This is a genomic window from Paenibacillus liaoningensis (assembly GCF_059609455.1).
This window is the reverse complement of sequence record NZ_JCAALU010000025.1, coordinates 36,782-59,875: the sequence shown is the minus strand read 5'-3', so window position 1 is coordinate 59,875 and position 23,094 is coordinate 36,782. Positions and strand designations below refer to the sequence as shown.

General features: G+C 43.6%; 19 protein-coding genes. 13 read left to right on the top strand and 6 right to left on the bottom strand.

Going from position 1 to position 23,094, the window contains the following annotated elements; translation table 11 throughout:
- Window positions 1–29: 29 nt before the first annotated feature.
- Window positions 30–272, top strand: coding sequence for a hypothetical protein (locus AC6B99_RS30300; protein WP_496664928.1), 243 nt, complete (start codon window positions 30–32; stop codon window positions 270–272).
- Window positions 273–551: 279 nt separating this feature from the next.
- Window positions 552–1,493 (top strand): LysR family transcriptional regulator, encoded by a 942-nt coding sequence (locus AC6B99_RS30295; RefSeq protein ID WP_056041035.1) that lies wholly within the window; start codon window positions 552–554, stop codon window positions 1,491–1,493.
- A gap of 20 nt (window positions 1,494–1,513) precedes the next feature.
- Here AC6B99_RS30295 and metE read toward each other — a convergent pair whose 3' ends face one another.
- The gene (gene metE, locus AC6B99_RS30290) at window positions 1,514–3,784 is read right to left on the bottom strand and encodes a 5-methyltetrahydropteroyltriglutamate--homocysteine S-methyltransferase (protein ID WP_496664927.1); all 2,271 of its coding nucleotides are present in this window, start codon (window positions 3,782–3,784) and stop codon (window positions 1,514–1,516) included.
- A gap of 806 nt (window positions 3,785–4,590) precedes the next feature.
- Entirely contained in the window at window positions 4,591–4,827 is a 237-nt protein-coding gene (locus AC6B99_RS30285; protein WP_494863366.1) for an RNA chaperone Hfq, read from the bottom strand.
- A gap of 663 nt (window positions 4,828–5,490) precedes the next feature.
- Between AC6B99_RS30285 and AC6B99_RS30280 the strand changes: the two genes are divergently transcribed.
- Entirely contained in the window at window positions 5,491–5,850 is a 360-nt protein-coding gene (locus AC6B99_RS30280) for a hypothetical protein (protein WP_056041042.1), read from the top strand.
- A 256-nt stretch (window positions 5,851–6,106) separates the two neighbouring features.
- Here AC6B99_RS30280 and AC6B99_RS30275 read toward each other — a convergent pair whose 3' ends face one another.
- Window positions 6,107–6,538, bottom strand: a complete 432-nt coding sequence (locus AC6B99_RS30275; RefSeq protein ID WP_056041044.1) for a MerR family transcriptional regulator — start codon at window positions 6,536–6,538, stop codon at window positions 6,107–6,109.
- A 229-nt stretch (window positions 6,539–6,767) separates the two neighbouring features.
- Between AC6B99_RS30275 and AC6B99_RS30270 the strand changes: the two genes are divergently transcribed.
- A complete protein-coding gene (locus AC6B99_RS30270) occupies window positions 6,768–7,889 on the top strand; it encodes an NADH-dependent flavin oxidoreductase (protein WP_056041464.1) in 1,122 nt (373 codons plus the stop codon).
- A gap of 54 nt (window positions 7,890–7,943) precedes the next feature.
- Here AC6B99_RS30270 and AC6B99_RS30265 read toward each other — a convergent pair whose 3' ends face one another.
- On the bottom strand, window positions 7,944–8,519 hold the full coding sequence (locus tag AC6B99_RS30265) for a chloramphenicol phosphotransferase CPT family protein (protein WP_056041045.1): 576 nt from the start codon (window positions 8,517–8,519) through the stop codon (window positions 7,944–7,946).
- A 432-nt stretch (window positions 8,520–8,951) separates the two neighbouring features.
- Here AC6B99_RS30265 and AC6B99_RS30260 point away from each other — a divergent pair, with 432 nt between their 5' ends.
- From AC6B99_RS30260 to AC6B99_RS30230, 7 genes are all read left to right on the top strand, one after another.
- The gene (locus AC6B99_RS30260) at window positions 8,952–10,721 is read left to right on the top strand and encodes a sensor histidine kinase (protein WP_496664926.1); all 1,770 of its coding nucleotides are present in this window, start codon (window positions 8,952–8,954) and stop codon (window positions 10,719–10,721) included.
- A gap of 41 nt (window positions 10,722–10,762) precedes the next feature.
- Complete coding sequence (locus tag AC6B99_RS30255; RefSeq protein ID WP_496664925.1) at window positions 10,763–12,346, top strand: response regulator; 1,584 nt, start codon at window positions 10,763–10,765, stop codon at window positions 12,344–12,346.
- Window positions 12,347–12,497: 151 nt separating this feature from the next.
- A complete protein-coding gene (locus AC6B99_RS30250) occupies window positions 12,498–13,403 on the top strand; it encodes an ABC transporter permease (RefSeq protein ID WP_496664924.1) in 906 nt (301 codons plus the stop codon).
- A gap of 2 nt (window positions 13,404–13,405) precedes the next feature.
- A complete protein-coding gene (locus AC6B99_RS30245; RefSeq protein ID WP_056041051.1) occupies window positions 13,406–14,275 on the top strand; it encodes a carbohydrate ABC transporter permease in 870 nt (289 codons plus the stop codon).
- Window positions 14,276–14,340: 65 nt separating this feature from the next.
- Complete coding sequence (locus AC6B99_RS30240) at window positions 14,341–15,912, top strand: type 2 periplasmic-binding domain-containing protein (RefSeq protein WP_056041052.1); 1,572 nt, start codon at window positions 14,341–14,343, stop codon at window positions 15,910–15,912.
- A gap of 57 nt (window positions 15,913–15,969) precedes the next feature.
- Complete coding sequence (locus tag AC6B99_RS30235; RefSeq protein ID WP_496664923.1) at window positions 15,970–18,618, top strand: glycosylhydrolase-like jelly roll fold domain-containing protein; 2,649 nt, start codon at window positions 15,970–15,972, stop codon at window positions 18,616–18,618.
- Window positions 18,619–18,949: 331 nt separating this feature from the next.
- Window positions 18,950–20,125: an MFS transporter gene (locus AC6B99_RS30230; protein ID WP_494879592.1), complete on the top strand. Its 1,176-nt coding sequence runs from the start codon at window positions 18,950–18,952 to the stop codon at window positions 20,123–20,125.
- A 114-nt stretch (window positions 20,126–20,239) separates the two neighbouring features.
- Here the strand turns inward: AC6B99_RS30230 and AC6B99_RS30225 are convergent, their stop codons facing one another.
- Both AC6B99_RS30225 and AC6B99_RS30220 read right to left on the bottom strand, forming a co-directional pair.
- A complete protein-coding gene (locus AC6B99_RS30225; RefSeq protein ID WP_056041055.1) occupies window positions 20,240–20,599 on the bottom strand; it encodes a winged helix-turn-helix transcriptional regulator in 360 nt (119 codons plus the stop codon).
- Between the two features lie 125 nt (window positions 20,600–20,724).
- Complete coding sequence (locus tag AC6B99_RS30220) at window positions 20,725–20,970, bottom strand: helix-turn-helix domain-containing protein (protein WP_496664934.1); 246 nt, start codon at window positions 20,968–20,970, stop codon at window positions 20,725–20,727.
- Between the two features lie 475 nt (window positions 20,971–21,445).
- Between AC6B99_RS30220 and AC6B99_RS30215 the strand changes: the two genes are divergently transcribed.
- Window positions 21,446–22,171, top strand: a complete 726-nt coding sequence (locus AC6B99_RS30215; RefSeq protein ID WP_496664922.1) for a hypothetical protein — start codon at window positions 21,446–21,448, stop codon at window positions 22,169–22,171.
- 64 nt (window positions 22,172–22,235) lie between these two features.
- The gene (locus tag AC6B99_RS30210) at window positions 22,236–22,727 is read left to right on the top strand and encodes a HAMP domain-containing protein (protein WP_496664921.1); all 492 of its coding nucleotides are present in this window, start codon (window positions 22,236–22,238) and stop codon (window positions 22,725–22,727) included.
- The last annotated feature ends 367 nt before the right edge of the window (window positions 22,728–23,094 follow it).

The following is a 23,094-nucleotide window of genomic DNA, read 5'->3' as shown; positions in this document are numbered from 1 at the left end:
CTACGTTAGATCCTTGGAGTCGCAGAGCCATGCTTATGGCATGTGGGATTTTACCACATGATGAAAAAAAACAGTATTTAACACACATAGAGGAAACACATTCACTTTCTTTATCCGAACAGTACGTACTCGATTGGTCTTTAAATAAGACAATTACAAGAGAATTTGCTTCTGACAGCCAACAAAAAACTTATAATTTAGGAGGTGTAAGCTTTTTCACCAATATTGTGCCGAAATTAATTACAGAGAATAACGCTTTGTGCCAAAAATGATTAAATTTTGTGTCAAATGAAGGTTACAGAATGCCGTTTAAAGCTAGTAGTTTAGTGCCAAAGTGAGTTACAACTCACAAAAGGGACATGACCTTCATGGTTATAGCTTAAATCTATATCCAGGTATGATTTATTGGTATCATGCTATATTCTATTCTTATAGGCAGTTTACGATGTAAGGAAGTTATGAAAAGTACTCGATCTAGTGGGCAGTAAATATCAAAATTTTCTGCTGTATCAGAGATGATTTGCTAAATTTTGGATTAAAGGAGTATTCCAATGACCTTGCAGCAATTAAAATATATTTTGACCATCGTTAGAAGCGGCTCCATAAGCGAAGCGGCAAAGAGGCTGTTTATTTCGCAGCCGAGCTTGTCCAACGCGGTGAAAGAAATTGAGATGGAAGCCGGTATTGAGATTTTCCTTCGATCGTCCAAGGGAATCGTACTATCAAGCGACGGGGCGGAGTTTTTATCCTACGCTAGGCAAGTCGTGGAGCAAGCCGAGCTTCTCGAGCAGCGGTACATGAATCGTAAGCCTTCGAAGAAGCTGTTCTCGATCTCAACACAGCATTACGCCTTCTCTGTGCAGGCTTTCGTCGGACTGCTGAAGGAGCTTAATGTGGACGAGTACGAGTGCACGCTACGCGAAACACGCACTCACGAGATTATCGAAGACGTACGGAATATGAGAAGTGAGCTCGGAATCATCTATATGAGCGACTTCAACCGAAAGGTGATTCAGAAGATATTAAAGGACAACGAGCTGCGATTCCATCCACTGTTCCAAGCGGAAGCGCACGTATTCATTAGTGAGGAGCATCCACTTGCCTCCAAGGAGCTGCTGGACATCGAAGATTTGGATGACTTCCCGTGTTTGGCCTTTGAGCAAGGCGAATATAATTCCTTTTACTTCGCGGAGGAAATACTCAGCACACGAACGTACAAGAAGAAAATACTGGTTAGTGACCGCGCCACGCTATTCAACCTGCTGATCGGACTCAATGGCTATACCATTAGCTCGGGCGTACTGAATAAGGATCTTAACGGGGAGCAAATCAAATCCGTAAGGCTTCGTACGGACGAGAGCATACAGGTAGGTTATATCGTGAATCAGAAGGCGAGTTTGAGCCAGCTGGCCGCCGCCTACGTTCTGAAGCTCAAAACGGTCATTACGGATTTCGGCTATCCGATCATTAAACAAGAGGATGAGCTCGCTTGAGCCCATCCTTTTGTATGTTATTACAATGTTGCTCTTACTTCTTTGGCTGCTTGGACAAGGTTCTTCAAGCTGGCCCACGTTTCAGTGACACCGCGAGTTTTAAGTCCGCAGTCCGGGTTAACCCATAACTTGGAGACCTCTATCTTGTCAAGCATGCGATCGAGTCCTTGTTTAAGCTCTTCGACGCTTGGGATCCGAGGCGAATGGATGTCGTATACGCCTGGGCCGACTTCCGTACGGAAGCCGCACTCTTTGATTGCGTCGATGATGGCCAAGTCTGAGCGCGACGCTTCGAACGTAATGACGTCGGCGTCCATAGCATCGATATCGCGAATGATATCGTTGAACTGGCTGTAGCACATATGAGTATGAATTTGCGTTTCGGCTTTGACGCCGCTATGCACGAGTCTGAAGGCAGGAATCGCCCAGCTCAAGTACTCGCTCTGCCAGTCGGAATGACGTAACGGAAGCTTCTCTCTTAATGCGGCTTCGTCGATCTGGATAATTTCGATGTCGTTGGCTTCGAGATCGAGTACTTCGTCACGAATCGCAAGACCGATCTGAAGAGCGCTTTCCTTCAGGCTGATATCTTCGCGAGGGAACGACCAATTCAGGATCGTTACCGGACCCGTCAGCATGCCTTTGACCAGCTTCTTGGTACGGCTCTTAGCGAACGCCGAGTATTCTACAGTAATCGGCTTGCTGCGGCTAATGTCGCCCCATACAACCGGGGGTTTTACGCAGCGTGTTCCGTAAGACTGCACCCAAGCGTTCTCAGTGAAGATAAAGCCATCCAAGCATTCGCCAAAGTATTCGACCATGTCGTTTCGCTCGAATTCGCCATGAACAATGACATCGATTCCGATTTCTTCCTGCTGCACGATGCATTCTGCGATTCGGTCAAAGTTGAATTGCTTATACTGTTGCTCGGTGATGTTGCCTTTCTTGAAGGCTGCGCGGTTCGCGCGGACGTCAGCCGTCTGAGGGAACGAACCAATCGTCGTCGTAGGTAACGGCGGTAGATTGAATTTCGCTTTCTGAATCGTTTCCCGCTCGGCGAAAGCAGGAAGTCTCGTGAAGTCGGCGTCCGTCAATTCCGCCACTCTCTTTTGTACCGAGTTGTCGTTCGTGAGGCGCGATGCACGGAACAGCTCCTCATTCTCCGTATAAAAAGCGGATGCTTCATGGCTCGCTTGCTCCAGGATCGACTTGAGTTCTGCAAGCTCGCGCAGCTTTTCTTCCGCGAACGCGAAATATTGCTTATTCGCCGCCGTCAGCTTCGTTTCGTGCTTAATCGTGTATGGGACATGAAGCAGCGAGCATGAAGTGCCGAGCACGACTTGGCTTGCATGCTTGCCGATCTCGTGAACGAGGGCAATTGTCTGCTTATATTGGTTTTTCCAGATGTTTTTGCCGTTGATTACGCCGGCGAACAGCACCTTGTCATTTGCGAAGCCATGCTTGCGCACGAGGTCCAAAGACTGCTTGCCCTCGACGAAGTCGATCCCGATCCCGTCAAACGGCAGCGCTTGAAGATCCTGATAGCAGTCGCGAATGTCTCCAAAATACGTTTGCGCGACAACTTTTACGCTACCTTTAGCGGACAGGATACCGTTATAAAGCTCTGTGAACAGCGCGATATCTTCCGCAGTCAAATCCGATACCAGTGCAGGTTCATCCAGTTGAAGCCATGCTGCGCCAAGAGTGTTCAATTGGTTAAGGACAGCCGTATAAGCTTCGATAATCGCAGGCACGAAATCCTTCGCTTTCTTCGAGCCGGTGAATCTCGCGAGCTTGAGCAGGGTGAATGCTCCGATTAGCACAGGCTTGGTTGCGATGCCGAGCTGTTTTGCTTCCGTAAATTCGTCGAACAGCTTCGATCCGGCTAAACGGATGCTTGTCGTGTTATCGATTTCGGGAACCATATAGTGATAGTTCGTGTTGAACCATTTTTTCATCGCCAGCGCTTTAACGTCGCCTTTTTCGCCTTGATAGCCTCTCGCCATTGCGAAATACGTCTCCAGCGGGCTTAGGCCGAGTTCTTGGTATCTTTGCGGAACGATCCCAAGCAAGCAAGCCGTGTCGAGCAGTCCGTCGTAGAAGGAAAAATCGTTGGACGGAATGAAATCGACGCCGTTCTCCTGCTGAAGCTTCCAGTTTGCCGATCTAAGCTGAGCCGCCGTTTGTTGCAGTTCTTCGACGGGAAGTACGCCTTTGAAGTATTTTTCGGATGCGAATTTAAGCTCTCTGAGCGCGCCGACACGTGGATAACCGATAATGGATGTTTTCAATTGTAACAGCTCCTTGAGTAAATGTTGGCTTTAGTATAGAGCGCGGAAGCTGCTATCGGGAAACACAAAAAAACTATGCCTTGGCATAGTTTTTGACTATGGCTAAAACGAAAAGTTTGTTAAATCAATATATTGATTAAAAAGTAAAAAAAGTCCAATAAACAAACTATATCGGCCATAAGGTGTTCGGCGGAGGCGGCGATGTGATCGCGCGGCAGCTGAAAGTCCCGCTCGTGCACAAGATCGACTTGCGCACGAGCGGAAGAATATGAGGCCAAAACAGCATTCCTTAATGGATACTGTTTTTATGAAATATTGAGATGTGCAAGTAAAACTCGAAAAGGAAAGAAGACGACAGATTGAAAAGGTAATCCTATTTGAAAACATCAGGTTAAAACTATTTGACTATGAAACAAGATATGATGATTAAATCTCATTTAATGATGCTAATACAAAGAGATACATGAATAAGCTTGGAAAGACAATCTTCAAAGTAAATAATAGAAAGAAAAAATAATTAGAAATAAGATTTTCAATCTGTCTTTTAGAGAGAATAAGTATTGTCTCAGAAATTCATATAAAATTAAGTGGTTAATCTCAACGAACGATATAAACTGTCTCAAGTTTATGATATAAAAACAGCCTTAAACGGGCTGTTTTTGTTTCAAAAGATGTTATAACTCACAATATGCCCGGATAGGATCAAGAACATTGATCTATCAGGGTTTTTCGCGTTTACAATCAAATGATAATTTATAATCGGCAGCTTGGTTATTTGAATAATAAGATCAAATTCCTGTTGTTCTTTATTCATCCTGTTTATTTGGTTGCTGTGCCATGATTGTAGATATTGCATGTTTGTAGACCACACTCTGGACCCCGTTGTATGCACGAATTAAAACAACATAATTATCAAATAATTGAATTTCCCCTTTAAGATGTACGCCATTCTTTGTGATGATCATGCATTCGAGCTCATTTTTCACAAAGTGATCAAGATGCCAATCTTGACTGCATTCAGTATGCACAGACGCTTTATTCATAAATAATTCCTCTCTCTCTCTTTATATAGAATTCATTACTTTTGAACGTTGATTGTTTTAATATAGCACACTCCTGTCAAGTACCAGCATGAGTAGAGGGTGAAAATCAAGTATTTTATTTTTTTAGAATTTTGTTAAGGATTGAAACATTTTTTTGCCGCTGATGCAGGGCTATGCTTTAAAGAACTAACGGCAAAATTATAGTTCAAAATCGTAAGCTCAATTGATTTAAGTTTCATGATTCATTGGGCTATATACGCAACGATATGTGAATGGAGTCTTTATTTTACCTCGAATCCGTATTTGGATTCGACGGGGATAGTTCGAGCATGAGTTGTAGGGAAATAACGATTTTATTCTTATTTTTGTACAACTAGGACTGAAGTATGTTTTTATCTTTATACTCACTAACAAAAGAAGGTGGAGCAGTATTGGATAAGCCAGTGAAAGGGGTAACTCAGCGTGTTTAACTGACAAATCTCTCTTGCTTCTTTGAGCCAAGGAAGCAATAACCTTAGCTTTGCTGTACAGAACATCTCCAGGATGTTGAAGCTGGGCGGACCATTGGATCAAAATTCAGCAAGTTGACATCATGCTTTCGTCCACTCCATATCATCTCTCATCTCATAATCTATAGTATGTTGAATAAGGAGATGATAGATTATGAGAAAAGTACCTTTGAGAAACAAAAAGGTAGCATTAAAGTCGGGGAAGAAGATCTTAAGCCGTAAAAGTCTCGTTGTAAGTATTAAAAAAGCCGTTCGAATTACGCAGCTTGGCGATGGTTTTGCGCGGTTTACCTTTGCACCAGTGACAATTCCTGCATTTAGTTCTAGAAACTATACGGTTAATGGAAACAGCTACAACATTATTAGTGGTTCTTGGTTTTTAACTGGCACACAACAAGGTTATTTGCTCAATAACTATTCCTCGGGAGAAAGCACATGGTTCTTCACTGCATGGAATCCATCGAACGTAGCCAGATCTGCTTATTACGTTGTTATTGCGAAGCTAAAACCATAATGTTCATTGGCTGTTGAGTATGTTCTATATGACAACCCCCTACCACGCAAATCTACGCGCAGCTCCGCGTTGAGCGTCGGGGAGAATTTTATCGACGATTTTTTTTTTGCCTATTGGCGGCGGGACCCGAGGACAACTTAATAACTAACCTGAACAGTCCCGATGAGCAGCAATATTTAATCGGGACTGTTTTTTATATTGACTACTTTACACGATAGAATGCCGCTGTGTTGTGCAGCTAACGTTCTCTGTTAGCTTAAGTATATGAGTTCACGTCCTTATTCTCTAAACCATGGCATTTAAAGTTATGATTAGGATTTTTCCTAACCTCTTCTTTCTGAAGTTCATACATGGCTATCTTATAGTTTATTTCCTCCAAGCACCTCAAGTCTTCTTCCATTTTCTTTTGCAATTCCAATTTATGCTTCACCAACATTTCTTGTCTTTCCAAGAAAGTAGCATTTCCTGCTCCATAAAGATCCTTATATTCTTTTATCTTAGCAAGAGACATTCCTGTCTCTCTGAGACAACGAATAAAAGAAACCCAATCTAGATGTTGTTCGGAATAAACTCTGCGGCCGTTCTCATTGCGAGATACATTGGGCAGTATTCCTTGCTCTTCATAAAATCTAAGTGTCTTTGCCGTTATATTTAATTTCTCCACTACATATTTCATTGAATACATCATTTATCTGTCCCACCTTTAGCTACAGTTACTGTAACTAGAAAGATATCATAAAGAATTCTGAAAATCCAAAAATCTTGTTTTAATCATATGAAAATTTATTCTTGACTTGCCCTAACGTCAATAGAATACACTGAGTCAGAACTTATGACAGGAGGCGATGGATCAGAAAGGTAGGAAAGCAACTAGACAAAGACGCTGTCGAAAAATATTGAATGGAGAGGTTATTAAAATGAATCAAAAATACAGTAAGCTATTTGAATCCTTCACGTTCAGAAACGGAATTACAATCAAGAATAGAGTCGTTATGGCACCTATGACAACTTGGTCAAGTAATGACGACCTTACCATTTCAGATGAAGAGGTGAAATATTACAAACAGAGAGTAAATGGAGTAGGGCTTGTCATTACTGGCTGTACTCATGTTTCACCTAATGGGCAAGGTTTTACGAATGAATTTGCTGGATACAACGATGAATTTATTCCAAGTTTACGAAAATTAGCGGATGCAGCCAAAAGTGGAGGTTCCCCTGCTTTGCTGCAGATTTTTCATGCAGGGGATAAAGCCTTGCCGGGATTGGATGCAGTCAGTGCGAGTGTCTATCAGCCGGAGGCTACTCCTTTTGGCCCAAGTGCAGAAACAAGAGAGCTATCACATGAGGAAATCCTGTCGACTATACGTGCTTTTGGCGATACAACGAGAAGAGCAATTGAAGCTGGCTTTGATGGCGTCGAAATTCATGGGGCTCATGGATTTTTAATTCAAAACTTCTGGTCTCCTGCAACCAATCAAAGGACAGACCAATGGGGAGGAACCATTGAAAATCGATTGCGTTTTCCATTGGCAATTATCGAAGAAATTAAAAAGGTCATTGAAAAGCATGCTACAAAACCGTTTATGTTAGGCTATCGTTTGTCCCCTGAAGAATCCTCTAAAGTGGACGGATTACGTATGGAGGACACGTATAAATTAATTGATTTCCTTGTTGAACAAAATTTAGATTATATACATGCTTCATTAGATCATGTGTTTTCCAAGCCTATAGATAGTCAAGATGAGAAAACAAAGCTTGAATTGATTCTTGAAAGAGTAAACGGTAAGGTGCCTGTGTTGGCGGCCGGTTCCATAATCTCACCAGATGATGCTCTTAAAACAATGGAATTAGGATTACCGTTATTCGCTATTGGGCATGCGTTAATTATGAACCCCGATTGGATTGAAAAGGTTGAAAATGGACGTGAAGCTGAGGTCGATTCCGTACTAAGCGTTTCAAAACTCGACCAGCTTCATATTCCAGAAAAACTTGGGAATGTTATTCAAGCAGCGCCAGGATGGTTTAATATCGTTGAGTAGAAAAGTGGCCCCATAGGGGCTGCTTTTCTTATTTATCTTGAGCTAATCTATCCGTTAGCTTCTTTTACTTAATTTCTTAAATACCGAGTATTCCTTATTGGACTTAATAAAACTTAATATCTTTTCGGCACATTCTATTGGATTCATTTCTTCTGTATTTACTTCGAGGTCATATTCATTAATGCAATATACTTTACTGAACTGTGAAGCTGCTAGTCCTATATTTCTATCTCCTCTTGCTTGCTCTCTTCTTATGAGTTCTTCTTTCGAGCATATTACACCTATAAATAACGTAGGCTGGTCGAAAAATAGATCAAGAGACTCATTAAACCGCTTGTCATTGTCGATTACAGTATCTACTATTACATTCAAGCCCATTTCTGAAAACAATTTAATTGTCGAATAGTACATTGAGAGTAAGGGATCAAACATGATTTGTGCGATAACTTGCTCATCTACTTCTCTTGCAGGTTCAATATCTGAAAATTTATTTCGAAAAAAATCCTTGATAAAATCATCTATTGATAAATGATGAAAAAGAATCTCTTTCTGATTCATCAGTTCAATAGAAATACTAGTCTTTCCTGAACTTGAAGTTCCGTTCATCAATACAATGATTCCTTGCTTCAAACGAATCACCCTCACATATAAGATTTGCGTATTTTTCAGATAATGTTATATTCACAAAGCACATTGCTCCCGCGCCATCGCTTAGGCTACGACCTCATTATATTCCATTTCCGATCACTGATAAAAGAACGTATACGCCATTTGAAAGTTGGTATTTCTCCAAAGAGACCTTTCTCCTTCCGATTTTACAGCCCAATCCACAAAAATACCCCTGCATAAAACTAAAAATGCCCCTTTGATTAATTGCGATTTTTAACGTATATTTTCGTGTAATTGGATATAAAGCTGTTCCAGTTTTTGTTCAGGTGCTCTTCGGTAGCGTCCATGCACCGCGGCATGTACAATAATAGATAGACAAGGCGTTTGACCTGGAAGGGCTAGGGGATGGAGCATATGAGCTGGATGCGAAGGGTAAGGTTAAAAGTAAAAAACATGAGGTTTCAATACAAATTATTAATGGGCTACTTGCTGGCCTGTGTTATTCCTTTAATATTTGTAAGCGTTATCATATTTCATCAATCGGCGGGAGCGCTGGAGGATTCCTCTCAAGAATTTGCTTCTCTTTACACGTCGCAGCTCAAGACGACATTGAACGAGTTTCTCGAGGAATATGACAAGGTCACCAAGTCGGTATTGGTTGACAATGAATTGATCTACAGAATTGGAGATAAGCGAAGCTTGCCAATGGATGAATTAATCGTTCAAAAAATGGAGGTTCAGCGGCTATTAATGCGCGTGGCCTTGCTCAAGCCAGAAATTAGTACCGTGATGCTAATCAGCCGGGATACCAACGTGTATCAATATACGACTACAACTAGCAGAGTGGTAGAGGATATTTTGTTGTCCTGTGAATGGTATAAACAGCTCAGCAGCACAAAGGATACTTTTTTTATTACCGGGCTGCATGATCGTTCTTATTACGAGGATAAGGGGGCAGGAGCTGTAGTAACGGTCGGACGGGTATTGTTCAGCTCGGACGGAGCCTATGCAGGCCTTCTTCTCATAGATTTGGACCCGTTTACCTTGCTGCGGCTTGATCATGAATTTGTTTTGGCTCGGGACAAATACGGCATGAGCGTCATCATAAGCAATAGCCAAAATGAAATCGTCTATCATTCCGATGCGGCCAGCGGCCGATTATCCTGGCAGCAAGTACTTGAATCCGGTACAGAGCTTCTGCAGGATAATGGCAGCGATGACAGCATTATTTTAACGGGCAGCACCACGCAGGGGAATTTGCTTATTAGAACCGAAATTCCCCGCTCGAAGCTGCTCCACAACATCAATCAAATCAAGGGAGTGACGGTGTCGGTCATTTTGATGAGCTGTCTCGTCATCACTCTTATATCGTTTAGTTTGAGCTATAAGATTACGAAGCCTATTAAAGCCCTCCGCAGAAGCATGAAGCAGGCAGAGGTAGGCCAATATTTGCCCATAGAGAAAGAGCAGGCTAACGATGAGATTGGCAGCTTGGTGCACAGCTACAACAAAATGATTATAACGATTCGAACCTTAATTAATGATGTGTATATTGCGGAGATCAAGCAGCGACAGGCCAAATTCATGGCTCTCCAGAATCAGATCAATCCCCACATTCTTTATAATACGTTGGAATCTATCCGTATGAAGGCGCTCGTTAAAGGGGACGAGGAAACCTCGAATATGATTAAAATTTTGGCGCGCATGTTTCGGCTGGCTTTAAGCAAAGAAGGCAAGCACCACTGCGTGAAGCATGAATTGGAATATACCACTAACTATATAGAGCTGCAAAATATCCGATTCGATAATAGGTTCAGACTGGATATCAGAATGCCCGAAGAGATGCTGAATTGCAGCATCATTCCCCTCATTTTTCAGCCCATTGTTGAAAATAGCATTAATCATGGATTTGAGGACTACAGCCGGATAATCAATATCGAGATTGAAGGCATCTGGACGGACGAAGGAGAAATGCTCATTCGGTTAATGGATGATGCAGCCGGTATTTCATTGGAGAAACAAGAAGAGCTGCGTGCCTTGTTGGAGTATGCTGAATCGGACAAATATAAATTAGGTGGAGCTGATGAATCGGAGGGTAACGGGATAGGCCTCAAAAATATAGCTGAGCGTATTAAACTCCATTATGGCGCTGATTATTATTTAACGATTCGCCAGAGACTTGATCGGGGAACGATCGTCGAAATATTAATTCCTAAACGGTAGGATATTGTTCGGCAGCAAAATAGAAGGAGAGGGGTTTTGGCATGAAGCTGGTGTTGGTTGATGACGAGAAAGGCATTGTGGATGGCATCAAACTCTTAATAAACCGGTATATCCCGGAATGTGAAGTGGTCGGCGTAGCCTATAATGGCTTGGAAGGTGGAAGCTTAATTCAGGAATTGCAGCCGGACATTGTAATTACGGATATTCGGATGCCTCAAGTTAGCGGCCTCGACATGATTAAGCTGCTGAAAGACAAGGGCAGCCAGACTACATTTATTCTCTTAAGCGGATATGCTGAATTTGAATATGCACGGAGAGGTATGCAATTAGGCGTACAAGCCTATATCAATAAACCGGTCGAGGAAGAGGAGCTTCAAAGCTGCGTTCATCAAGCCATGAAAGCGATTCGTGCAGATCGGGCTAAGCGGCAGGAAGTAGCTGACTTGAAGCAGGAGGTCCATCATCTTATTCAAGAGAACGCTCTGCGGGATATCCTAGATGTCGGCAGCGATAATACGGAGCTTATGGAAGAGTGGCTTGAAATGGCGCAAATCCCGACAAAGGGAAACGGGTTCGTGGGGTTTGTACTTGAATTTGATCGTAAATTCGATGCTCTAAAGGAAGTCGGTCTACAGCAGGTGCTCTGTCAAATAGATCTGGCTCTTGAGCAGTATGACGGAGTGTATCGGTTTCGTTATACAGGCGCGCAGGTTGCCGTGGTAGTTGCTCACGGAGGGCCTATCCGCTATACGGAGCTGCTTCGTGCGGTGCAGCGTCTCCAAGAGGAAGTAAACCTAAAGCTGGGGCTTTCTATGACCATCGGTGTTGGAACGATTCAGGAAAGGGCCGCTGGCATCAGCCAGTCTTTTGAAGAAGCCCGCTATGCGCTAAGCTATAAAGTCGTCAAGGGAGCGAACACGGTAATATCATTCACTGATATTACAAATCTGTCAGGAAGGATTCAATCTGTTCCAGAAGAGAGCATCGCCAAGCTGGAAGCGGCCCTTGAGAACATGGATGAAAAGGAATGTGTAAGCATCATACACGATATTTTTCGCTTGATGGATTCCGAACCAAGCATGACCCCCGCTGATTTACAGATGCATTGTGTGAACATACTGTTAGCGAGCATTCGGAAAATGTCCTTTCAGCAGCTGCAGCAAAATGATTTTTTGGGCCGTCATATTTTGTCATTGGACGGTATATCCCGATTTCGGACCTTAGAATGCTTGGAGGAATGGATGGTTCAAGCCATTAGAAAAATAATCGAGTTCAAGCTGGAGCATAACATACCTAAGAAGAAGGATATTATTGCAGAGGTGAAGGAATATGTATCTGCCCATTATAATGAACCGATTACACTTGCGGATTTGTCTGCGCGTTTTTTTATCAGCCCTTATTATTTAAGCCAGTTTTTCAAACAAAAGACGGGAGAAACCTATGTAAGCTTTTTGAGCCGAATTCGCATCGGTAAAGCAAAGGAGCTTCTTGAAAGAACCGATTTAAAGGTGTACGAAATTTGCCAAAGGGTAGGTTACTCGGATACGCAGCATTTTGCACGGCTTTTTGAAAAACTAACGGGCTGCAAACCAAGCGAATATCGCAAGCGGCTGCCAAGCAGCTAGCCTTATTTAGCCACTCCCTGAAGGAGTGGTTTTCTATTTTCCTTAAAAATGCCCTTGTTTATCCTTAAAAATACCCAATTGAGAGACACAACCCCTAGTTGTATATTATTCATGTAAGCGAATACAACAACGAGATATTGGGGGTGATCAGTTGAAAGAAGTTGCATTTTATCGAATGAAGGTGTATTGGCCGTTGTATGTGATGGCGATTCCGGGAATCGTTTTTCTCATTATATTTAAATATATTCCACTGGCTGGTGCTGTAATCGCCTTCAAGGACTATTCGGTGTTTCAAGGGCTGATGGATAGTCCTTGGGTAGGCTTCAAGCACTTTGAGACTTTGCTGGAGCATCCTGACTTTGCCCGAGTGTTCGGAAACACGCTGATATTAGGTTTTCTCAAGCTCACACTGGTTTTCCCGGTGCCGGTTCTTCTGGCGCTGATGATCAATGAAATTCGAAAATCGGCGCTCAAGAAAGGAATACAGACCGCTTTGTATATTCCGCATTTTTTATCTTGGGTTATCGTTGCCGGTATCGTTTTCGATTTTTTTTCATTAAGCGGATTGTTTAACATCGTTATCGGCTGGTTCGGCTTTGAACCTCTGCTGGCGATGCAGGAAAGCGAATACTTCCGGCCCATTTACGTGCTTTCATCCATCTGGAGGGATGCTGGCTGGGGAACCGTTGTGTATATAGCGGCGATCAGTGCGATTGACCCTCAACTGTACGAATCCGCGATGATGGATGGGGCGTCCAAATTCCGACAAATTCGCCATATCACCTTCCCGCTGCTGCTGCCTACCGTACTGGTATTGTTCCTGCTTGAAATCGGCAACTTTTTGGATCTTGGCTTTGATCAAGTCTATAATCTAATCACCCCGATGACCTACAACGTAGGAGATATTTTGGATACGTACGTGTTCCGGACCGGCATTCAGCAAGCGCAGTACAGCTTTGCAACGGCGGTTGGTTTATTCCAATCGATTATCGGACTGATACTGGTGTATATATTCAATCGAATGTCAAAGAAAGTATCGGATGGGGGGCTCTGGTAGACATGTTCGAATCGAGAAGCGAAAAAATATTTGTATCAGGCATTACGATCGTTCTCATCCTCTTGTCCGTCATAGCTCTCATCCCGCTGTTGTCTGTCATATCTACCTCGCTTAGCTCCAAAAACGCTGTGGATATGAATTTGGTCACCTTATGGCCGAAGCAGTTTACCTTCGACTCGTGGAGCTATATTATCGATCGTCCTGACTTATGGAAATCGTTTTTTCTAACTCTGGTCACGACGTTGATTGGAACGGTTTTGGCGCTGCTGATGACCGCGCTGCTTGCTTACCCGCTTTCGAAGTCGGAGTTCCGCTGGGGGCCCGTAATCATGATCAGCGTCGTAATCGCCATGATCTTCAAAGCCCCTATCGTACCTTACTTCCTGACGATTCGCGGCATAGGACTTTATGATAATCCGTTGGTGCTCATCATACCGCATATTCTGAATCCCTTTAATTTGATTATCATGAGAACGTTTTTTAAACAATTTTCGAAGGAGCTGGAGGAGGCGGCCTTGCTTGAAGGCTGTGGATATTTCCGGATGCTGTTTCAATTGGTGCTTCCACTGTCCAAAGCAGTTCTTGCGACACTGGCTTTGTTCTACGGCGTGGTGTTATGGAATCAGTTCCAGCATCCGCTCCTTTTCCTGCAAAATACCGACTGGTTTCCGCTGCAAATCAAGATTCGGCAGTTTATTACAGACGATAACGTCATTATGGCGGGCGCTGCATCAACGGTTGATCTGAACTACAACGAGCGAACCTTAAGAGCGGCCACGGTTATCTTCGCTATCCTTCCGATCATTATGGTGTATCCTTTCTTACAGAAGTATTTTGTTAAAGGGGCAATGATCGGTTCGGTAAAAGGCTAGTCATCCTTTTAGGTTTTTAGGCGAACAGCCTTAAACATATTACGGAAAGATATGGGGGAAAACAAATGAACGTTAAAAAAATGGGATTAACGATAGCGGCGGGAATTTTGGCTGTTACGGTTATAAACGGCTGCGGCGGCAACACGAACACTTCGAATGATGCTGCCCAGAGTCAAACGAGCAGTACAGATGGGGTAGTCGATATTGAAGTATGGGGCACCAACATCGGTTACAAGCCGATCACCAAAGGCAGCCAGCTGTATGAATTTTATAAGGAAAAGCTTGGCGTAGGCGTCATCCATCCTTATGTGGAATGGAACGGTGGAACGAATTACCTGAATCAGCTGAACTTGAAGATTGCGGCGAACGAAATGCCAGATTTGTTTACTCCCCAACAGGGCATGGAAGACAGCTTGGCCAAAAATGGCGCAATTGCCGACCTGACAGAGCTATTGCCGAAATATGCCCCGAATCTTTGGGAAACGATACCTACTGAAATGTGGGATGTTGTCAAGGCTAATGATCCAACCGGTCAGGGGAAAATTTATTACATCCCTGGCTCGGTCGACTACGGAAGATATGCGGGGATGATTCGTCAGGATTGGCTCGACAAGCTGAACCTGCCGATGCCAACAACGCAAGACGAGTACGTCAAAGTACTTGAGGCGTTCCGGGATCAGGACCCTAACGGCAACGGTCAGAAGGATGAGATTCCAACTGGCGGCCGTCAAGATGCTCGCTGGATGGACCACTTGTTCGCGATGTACGGTGTGGCCATGTTTGAAGGGTACCCGGAGTGGGATCTGTACGATGGCGAGCTTACTTATTCAGCCGTAACACCGAATATGAAAGCCGCTTTAGAGTTCATCGCCAAGCTGTATAAGGACGGCTTATTGGATAAGGAGACGCTTCTGAACGACAAGGCAAAGTGGGATGGGAAAATTACGTCCAATAAGGCCGGGAACTACTTCCACTGGGTGGAGCAGCTCAATCTCAATTTGGAAAACCTGCAAAAAAATACGGGTGTGAAAGCAGAATTTTCCGTGCTCCCTGTACCTAAAGTTGAAGGTTATGAGGGCTTTTACACCGGGAAAAGATTTGCTCCCCCGCAATGGGTCGTGAAGAACAATAAAGATGAAGAGAAACTGATGGCTACCTTAAAGCTGCTGAACAATATGTATGACAAAAATAATTTTAAAGCGCTATACCTCGGTGTGGAAGGCATGCACTATACAATGAAGGATGGCAAAGCCGTCAAGCTTCCGGACGATAAGAGTACGCAGGAAAATCTAGTTCTTAATCCATATTCAAGCTCGTCGACACTTGACTTTACCATTGATCTTTTCGAAAGCACCGCATCGGAAGAGAGTAAGTGGATCGTCGATCAGGTGACCAGCAATATGCAGGAAGCTCAAAAATATGCCAAGGTCATCGCCGGCGATGGCATGTCTGCCAGTGTATACGAGGGCTATCCGGATATTAACAATCGGACGCTGTTCGTGGAATATGCAGCCAAAATTATACTTGGACAATATCCAATCAGCAAATTCGATGAATTCGTAGACAAGTGGAACAAATCGGGTGGAGAAGAAGTGACGAAGCGTGCCAGAGACTGGTATGCCAAAGTAAAGAAGTAATCCAGTAAAAAATTAATCCACTAAAGATAAAGGCTTTGAATCAGGAGGGAGGCTAGGATGAGCAATCTTTTGAAGGAAGTGCTTGAGGGTCGAGAACATAATTATATCCTTCCCTTTCTCTGGCAGCATGGCGAGGAGGAGCAAGCGATTCGCGAAGAGATGGCACGTATTCATGAGGCTGGAATCGGTGCTGTTTGTGTAGAGGCACGGCCTCATCCGGATTTCCTTGGGCCGAAGTGGTGGGCGGACATGGACATCATTATGGATGAAGCTCGAAAGCGCGACATGAAGGTGTGGATGCTCGATGACGACCATTTTCCAACCGGACATGCGGCAGGCAAAGTGAAGGAGGCTCCAGAGGAGCTTCATCGCAAGTTCCTGGGTGAACGTTTTATCGATACCATCGGTCCTGCCAAAGGCACCTCTCTGCTGCTGGATACATTACTGATGAGCGGACTTCGGCCCACCATTTCGCAGAGCCAATACGCGACCGGCAAAAACAAGCTCATTTCCGTAGTCGCTGTGCGTCGAGCATCAACCAATGAAACGTTAACCAGTGAATGCATAGACTTAACTGAGCTAGTGCATGACGGCATTCTGTACTGGGATATTCCTGAAGGCTATTGGCGGGTATTCATCGTTTCAGAAAACAAGGATGGCGGCAGCAAGGCGCAGGAGGATTATCTAAACCCGCTCGTTCGGAATTCGGTTCGTATTTTGCTTGATACGGTTTATGAGGCTTTTTACAATAGGTATCACGCAGATTTTGGAAATACCTTTGCTGGATTTTTTTCAGATGAACCCGGGTTCTACAACGATAAGACGACCTTTGATTTCAATTCGAAGCTGGGAAAACAAGGCGTTTCCCTGCCTTGGAGCGATGAAATGCCGGCCCTGCTTGAACAGGCGTTGGGGGAGGATTACCGTAAGCAGCTGCATCTCCTCTGGCATGAGGCGGGGGAAAAGTCGAGCATGGTTCGGTATGCTTATATGAATATCGTCAGCAAGCTTTACGGGGAAAGCTTCTGCAGCCAGATCGGAGAGTGGTGCAGAGCCCACGGGGTAGAATACATTGGACATGTGCTGGAAGATAACAACGTTCATGCAAGGCTTGGCTCCGGCGCAGGCCACTTCTTCCGCTCGCTTTGGGGACAGGACATGTCGGGTCTCGATGTGGTGCTGTGGCAGATCGTTCCAGGCTTTGATGAAATGTCTTTTCGCTGGCCGGCAGGGGAGACAGACAGTGAATTTTTCCACTATGGCCTCGCAAAGCTAGGTGTGTCGCTGGGGCATATCGATCCGAAAAAAAAGGGAAGGACGATGTGCGAATTGTATGGAGCCTATGGATGGGCAGAAGGGCTAAAGCTGATGAAATGGCTCACTGACCATATGCTCGTTCGTGGCGTCAATTATTTTGTTCCACATGCATTCAGTCAAAAAACGTTTCCGGATCCAGATTGCCCGCCGCATCTGTATGCAGGTGGGGAAAATCCGCAATACCGCTATTATAAGCATCTGAATCATTATATGAATCGGATGAGTCACCTGATTTCAGGCGGGCGGCATGTGGCGACCGCAGCAGTCGTTTATCATGCTGAGGCCGAATGGTCGGGGGAGGCGATGTATTTTCATAAGCCAGTCAAGCAATTGATGCAAAATCAGATCGACTGTGATGTTGTTCCCGTTGATATTCTTGTGGAGGCGGCGAGTGTAAAGGATAGCAGGCTGCTGATTAATCAGGAAGATTATCGTTGCCTCATCGTTCCTTATGCAGAGGCGCTGCCAGCGGCAATACTCCGGTGTTTGGTCCAGTTCGCCGATCAAGGTGTTGCCGTCCGCTTTATTGATGACTGGCCTGCACGCTCGAGCGAAGGCAGTGACGTGTCTGCCGAGCTAACCAGTCTTGCTCATCATCGGAACGTAAAGCTTGTCGCATTAGACCAACTAGCCCAACAATTAATGGCTGATGGGTATTACGATATGAAAGCTGCTAGTTACGAGCCATATCTACGGAATTATCATTATGTTCATGAAAATTTGGCTGTATTCATGTTTTTTAACGAGCACCCGCATCAACGCATTCATACAGAAATCGTTTTGCCTGTCCAAGGCGAAATATATGCCTATGATGCTTTTCTGAATCGGTTGACCAAATGCAAGGCAAACAGGGAGACTGGAGCGGTGCAGCTTGAGCTTCATCCCTATGAATCGATTGTTCTTCTCCATGGGGCTGATCTTGGAGACTTCACCGTGCTTCCAGAGCAGCGGACCGTAACAGGAATGGATATAGCAGGTGAATGGACGATTTCCACCGCTGATGCTGAGCATTATCCTTCGTTCAATGAATGGGGGAGAATGACGGCTTTAACAAACATGAGCAAGCCAGATTATTTACCGCGATTTTCCGGCACCTTTCGTTATGAAACGGAGTTTGAATGTACGCAGCATTGGAATCAAGCCTTATTAAATCTTGGGGAAGTCTATGAAACGGCAGAAGTATGGGTAAACGAAGAGCAAGCTGGCGTGCGTATATGTCCACCCTACCAGCTAGAAATCGGCGGTCTGCTGAAAAAAGGAAAAAATAAGCTTGTCATTGAAGTTACGAATACGCTCGTGAAGGACCAGCGCGACTACTTGTCGGCTTTCTCGCAGCAGGAACCGAGCGGGCTCATTGGGCCTGTACGGGTGGATGTGTCAGAAGATTAACTTATTTAATGAAGGAATCCATATTTTTGCAGCAGGAGTCGCCTGGCATAACAGGCGGCTTCTGCTTTTTTGTCGCGAATAAATCAATTTTGAACCGGGGTCCCTTTTCATTGGTTTTGAGATTCATAAAGTATGGATTCAGCAATCGTTATGCCGGTACGGTGTTAACTTAATTTAGTGTATATGCTCAGGGTGACACTAACCTTTAACACAGTACCTGTACTAAAAGTGCGTACTTACATATTTATAGTGCAATCTTTATACTCAGAGCATGAAATAAATAATTTCTATACGCCTGGAAATATTGAAATTAAGAAAGAGGGATAATTTTATGTCAAATGTCTGGAAAATTTATTTATTAGCTGCTGTTAGCTTTTTGGTTGGAACATCCGAGTATATCATAGCAGGGATTCTCGACACAGTTGCAAGAGACGTTAATGTCTCCGTCGCTGCTGCTGGTCAGCTCATTACTGTTTTTTCACTCGCCTATGCTTTTGGAACACCTTTCCTTATCGCATTTACAGCACGAATGGAGCAGCGCAAGCTTTTAGTTTATTCACTTGGGGTATTTGTGATTGGAAATATTATCGCCGTGGTTTTACCTGGCTTTGGATTTCTTATAGTCTCACGCGTTATTCTTGCACTAAGCATGGGAGTATTCGTTGTAACCTCCTTTACTGTCGCTACCAAGATGACTCCACCTGATAAACAAGGAAGTGCAATTGCAACGCTCCTTATGGGCTTTAGCACCTCGTTGATTATCGGTGTTCCGCTAGGCAGAGTTATTGCTTCTGTTTATGATTGGAGATTAATCTTCGGAGGAATCGGTGCACTAAGTATTCTTGCGATGATCGTTATACTCTTAGTCATCCCACGCTCAAATGGCGATGAATCGGTTCCCTTGCGCAAACAGCTTGCTTTAATTAAGCAACCGAAAATAATGGCAGCCCTAATGATCACTTTCTTATGGATTTCTGGTTATTCTATTGTCTACACCTACATTTCTCCCTTCCTGCTGTCGGTTACAGGGATGAACAGTAAAACAGTCATCATTGCTTTATTCGCTTTCGGGATTGCCAGCTTATTCGGCTCAAAGTTTGGCGGCTATAGTACAGATAAATGGGGATTCCCTCGTACTTTATTTGTCAGTATGGTACTGCATGCAGTAGCCTTAGTTCTACTGTCATTATCAGGCCAATGGCCTGCTATCGCTTTCCTTGTACTCATATTTTGGGCTCTCTCCGCTTGGTCAACAAGTCCAACTCAGCAATATCACTTAATGACGCTTGCTCCGGCTGCTTCAGGCATTATGGTGAGTATGAATACTTCAGTTTTACAGCTTGCTATGGGTGCTGGTGCAGGAATTGGAGGCGTTGTCGTGGAACAAGCTTCCTTAGCTTTGATTAGTTGGATTGGAGCTGCGGTTATTGCCATCGCTGCAACAACCGTTATGGTATATTTAAGAGTAACCCGCTCTAAAACTCCATCAGAACTTAGAAAGATATAGAAAAAAACTAATATCTAAAAGATGGGTGCTTAACCAACTGCAAGACTGCTATAAAAAAGAAGTATTTCCCTGTTCAGGAGATACTTCTTTGTCATATATACAAAACAACTATGCCTACCGCTGTACAGCCTCCAGAGCTGGCGAACTGTTTTTCTCTCCCCACTCGCACATCATATTTAACAATGGAATGAGAGAAAGACCACTTTCAGATAATGAATATTCAACTTTTGGAGGTATTTGGGGATATTCCTTGCGTATGATAAGCCCATCTGCCTCCAGCTCTTTTAACATGATGCTTTGCGTTTTAAAGGAAATGGTACCGATAGATCGTTTCAGCTCATTAAACCGCATTACCTTATTTTCAGACAGCCAATACATAATGATCATTTTATATTTACCGCCTATTAAGGACAACGTGTATCCAAAGCCAGTTTCTTTTAGTTTCACGCCAGTTGGAATATAGGTTTCGCTCACAAGCTACACTCTCCTTTTGGTAAGTATATGATATAAATATGCATACTTAATAATACATCATTATGCAATCTTATTGAAAGGATCATGCTGCTTACCACATGCTGCCCGGCCCTGCTACCAGCCCCTCAAACCCACCCCGTAAATTCCAATATCGACGCCTTTGCTGATTGTGCTTCGGATTTCGCCCCTTTGCGCCATTCTTTTGGAGATGCTCCCATAAGCTTGGAGAAGCAGCGATTGAAGCTGGAAATGGAATGAAAGCCGACCTGCTCGGAGATCGAAAGGATCGAAAAATCTGAGCTCTTCAACAGCTTGCAGGCCTCTTCGATCCGGGTGCTGTTCAGGAAATCAAGAGGAGCGCTGCCCATGATTTCATGGAATTTAGTGTCAGATGAATGTTACAGGATGCTGTATTAGGCTAGTATTTTAGTGCCAAAATGATTTGGAACGTAGTTTTGTCACAACAAAGTCAGTCCTGATGATCAAGAAAACCTTGATGTATCAGGACTTTTTTTATAATCCTCCTCACTTAACTTTTCAACAGGTCTTTCCGTAGGTTCTTTCTGATTCGGAGGAAGACCGTCTATGGAAGATCTATGAGCTGAATGTCTGAAGCATCCCAAACGAAGCAGTATTATTATCGATAATGATTCAAGCAGTCCTCATCTTTATAAGGTGGGGACTGCTTGTGAAGTACAGGAAAAAGAGCTGTATGATCCTTAAACAAACAGTAAAATATTAAAGAAGTTACATAAAGTATATTGTGCGAAATTCCGTTAACTGGGATGATATAGATTGTCTGAAGATAATCAGCGCCTTAAAGATGGATGTACAGGAGGAATAAAGTTGAGCAAATACTTGCTGAAACTGCTCGCATATAGTCTTGTGTTGGGGATTCTGCCTACTATAATAATCGGCTTTGCTTCCTATTCTATTGCTTCCGGGGATATGGAGGGAAAAGTCAAGGAAATGAATATGCAGTGGCTGGATCAGACTCAGATGCGTGTGGAGCAAATATTGAAAACAACTGAAAAGTCAGCCACGCAGTTTGCCAACTCATCTCTTGTTAAGGAATCCATGAGCAGTCCGTTATCTTCCTATAACTTTGAATCTATCCGCCAACTTACCAAAAAGCTATATAATTTGCAATCGAGTGAGGCGATTATTACGCAAGCGTACCTGGTCAGCCTTGAACAGAATTGGGCGCTCAACCTGAATATCATGAAGCCGTTAGATCAGATGGAGAACCATCAGGAATTCATTGACAATTCCAAACAACCGAAAAGTATTTTTTGGTATACGGGGTTGTCTGCTTCCAATGCAGATTATTTCTATGAACCTGTGGAAACGATTACATTGGTTCATAAAATCCCTATTCTGCCACAAACCGATAAACCGCAAGGGCTCCTTGTCGTAAGTTTATTTTATCCGAAATTCAAGATGTTATGGGGTTGTCATCCAACGTATCGAGCCGGAATTACATCCTGGATCGGACCGGTGCGGATATTCTGGCTACTGAATCAGACAAGAAATTATATGAAGAGATTAACAGTGATGTGGTTAACCATTTGAAATTAGATACAGAGCGACAATCGGAATATTGAATACCAGACTGGGTGGGAAAGAAGTAGCTGCCATGTATCGTTCCTCGAACTATAACAGCTGGACATATATATCGGTGGTTGACACCGGGGAAATGAAAAGAGATACCAAAAAAATAGCTGGATTCACTATACTTGTATGTCTAACAATTTTGATGATTGTCGTTACTATAGCTTTGTATGGAAGCCGCCGGATGTATCTTCCCATCAGTAATTTGCTTAATGTAGCACGAAAATACGATTATTCAATTTCAGATCAACGAACCCCGCGGAATAGAGATGATCTTGAATATATCAAATACAGTATACAATCGCTCGCTGGATCACTGGACCAGTTAGAGAAGCAGATGATGGGCCAGACAAGTCATTTGAAGGAGTATTTCGTATTGAAGTTATTTACAGGCCAAATTAGTGAGAATGATTATTTGTTCCGCTCTGATATATATGGCTTTCCTGCTGGCTGGAAGAGCTTAGGTGTCCTTGCGCTTCAGATTGATAATCTGCAAGAAACCCGCTGCAGGGAATAGGATCGGGAACTACTGCTCTATCCGGTCAGTAATATAGCCCAGGAGGTTCTGCCTGCTTCGCTTCGTTTTCCTCCCATTACGCTGAACCAATCTCAAGTTACCCTTGTGGCCACGGATAAAGAAGACAGGGAAACCGTCAGGAACATTTTGTATGAGGCTGCAGAGTGTATAAAAATAAACGCCGAGAAGTATTTGCAGATTAAAGTAAGCATTGGAATCAGTAATCCTTATGTACAACTTACAGATACCGTTATTGCGTATGGGGAAAGCTTAAACGCTTTGAAGGTGCGGATCAGTCTTGGTCCGGAAATTATTATTCATTATGGCGATATCGGGAATCATTCAGCTAACGATCATTATGAATATT

Bases quoted from the DNA above. Each gene is read 5' to 3' on its own strand.
- AC6B99_RS30300 (WP_496664928.1), top strand. From the start codon at position 30: ATGCTTATGGCATGTGGGATTTTACCACATGATGAAAAAAAACAGTAT.
- AC6B99_RS30295 (WP_056041035.1), top strand. From the start codon at position 552: ATGACCTTGCAGCAATTAAAATATATTTTGACCATCGTTAGAAGCGGC.
- AC6B99_RS30285 (WP_494863366.1), bottom strand. From the start codon at position 4,827: ATGAATAAAGCGTCTGTGCATACTGAATGCAGTCAAGATTGGCATCTT.
- AC6B99_RS30280 (WP_056041042.1), top strand. From the start codon at position 5,491: ATGAGAAAAGTACCTTTGAGAAACAAAAAGGTAGCATTAAAGTCGGGG.
- AC6B99_RS30275 (WP_056041044.1), bottom strand. From the start codon at position 6,538: ATGATGTATTCAATGAAATATGTAGTGGAGAAATTAAATATAACGGCA.
- AC6B99_RS30270 (WP_056041464.1), top strand. From the start codon at position 6,768: ATGAATCAAAAATACAGTAAGCTATTTGAATCCTTCACGTTCAGAAAC.
- AC6B99_RS30260 (WP_496664926.1), top strand. From the start codon at position 8,952: ATGAGGTTTCAATACAAATTATTAATGGGCTACTTGCTGGCCTGTGTT.
- AC6B99_RS30255 (WP_496664925.1), top strand. From the start codon at position 10,763: ATGAAGCTGGTGTTGGTTGATGACGAGAAAGGCATTGTGGATGGCATC.
- AC6B99_RS30245 (WP_056041051.1), top strand. From the start codon at position 13,406: ATGTTCGAATCGAGAAGCGAAAAAATATTTGTATCAGGCATTACGATC.
- AC6B99_RS30240 (WP_056041052.1), top strand. From the start codon at position 14,341: ATGAACGTTAAAAAAATGGGATTAACGATAGCGGCGGGAATTTTGGCT.
- AC6B99_RS30235 (WP_496664923.1), top strand. From the start codon at position 15,970: ATGAGCAATCTTTTGAAGGAAGTGCTTGAGGGTCGAGAACATAATTAT.
- AC6B99_RS30230 (WP_494879592.1), top strand. From the start codon at position 18,950: ATGTCAAATGTCTGGAAAATTTATTTATTAGCTGCTGTTAGCTTTTTG.
- AC6B99_RS30210 (WP_496664921.1), top strand. From the start codon at position 22,236: ATGTATCGTTCCTCGAACTATAACAGCTGGACATATATATCGGTGGTT.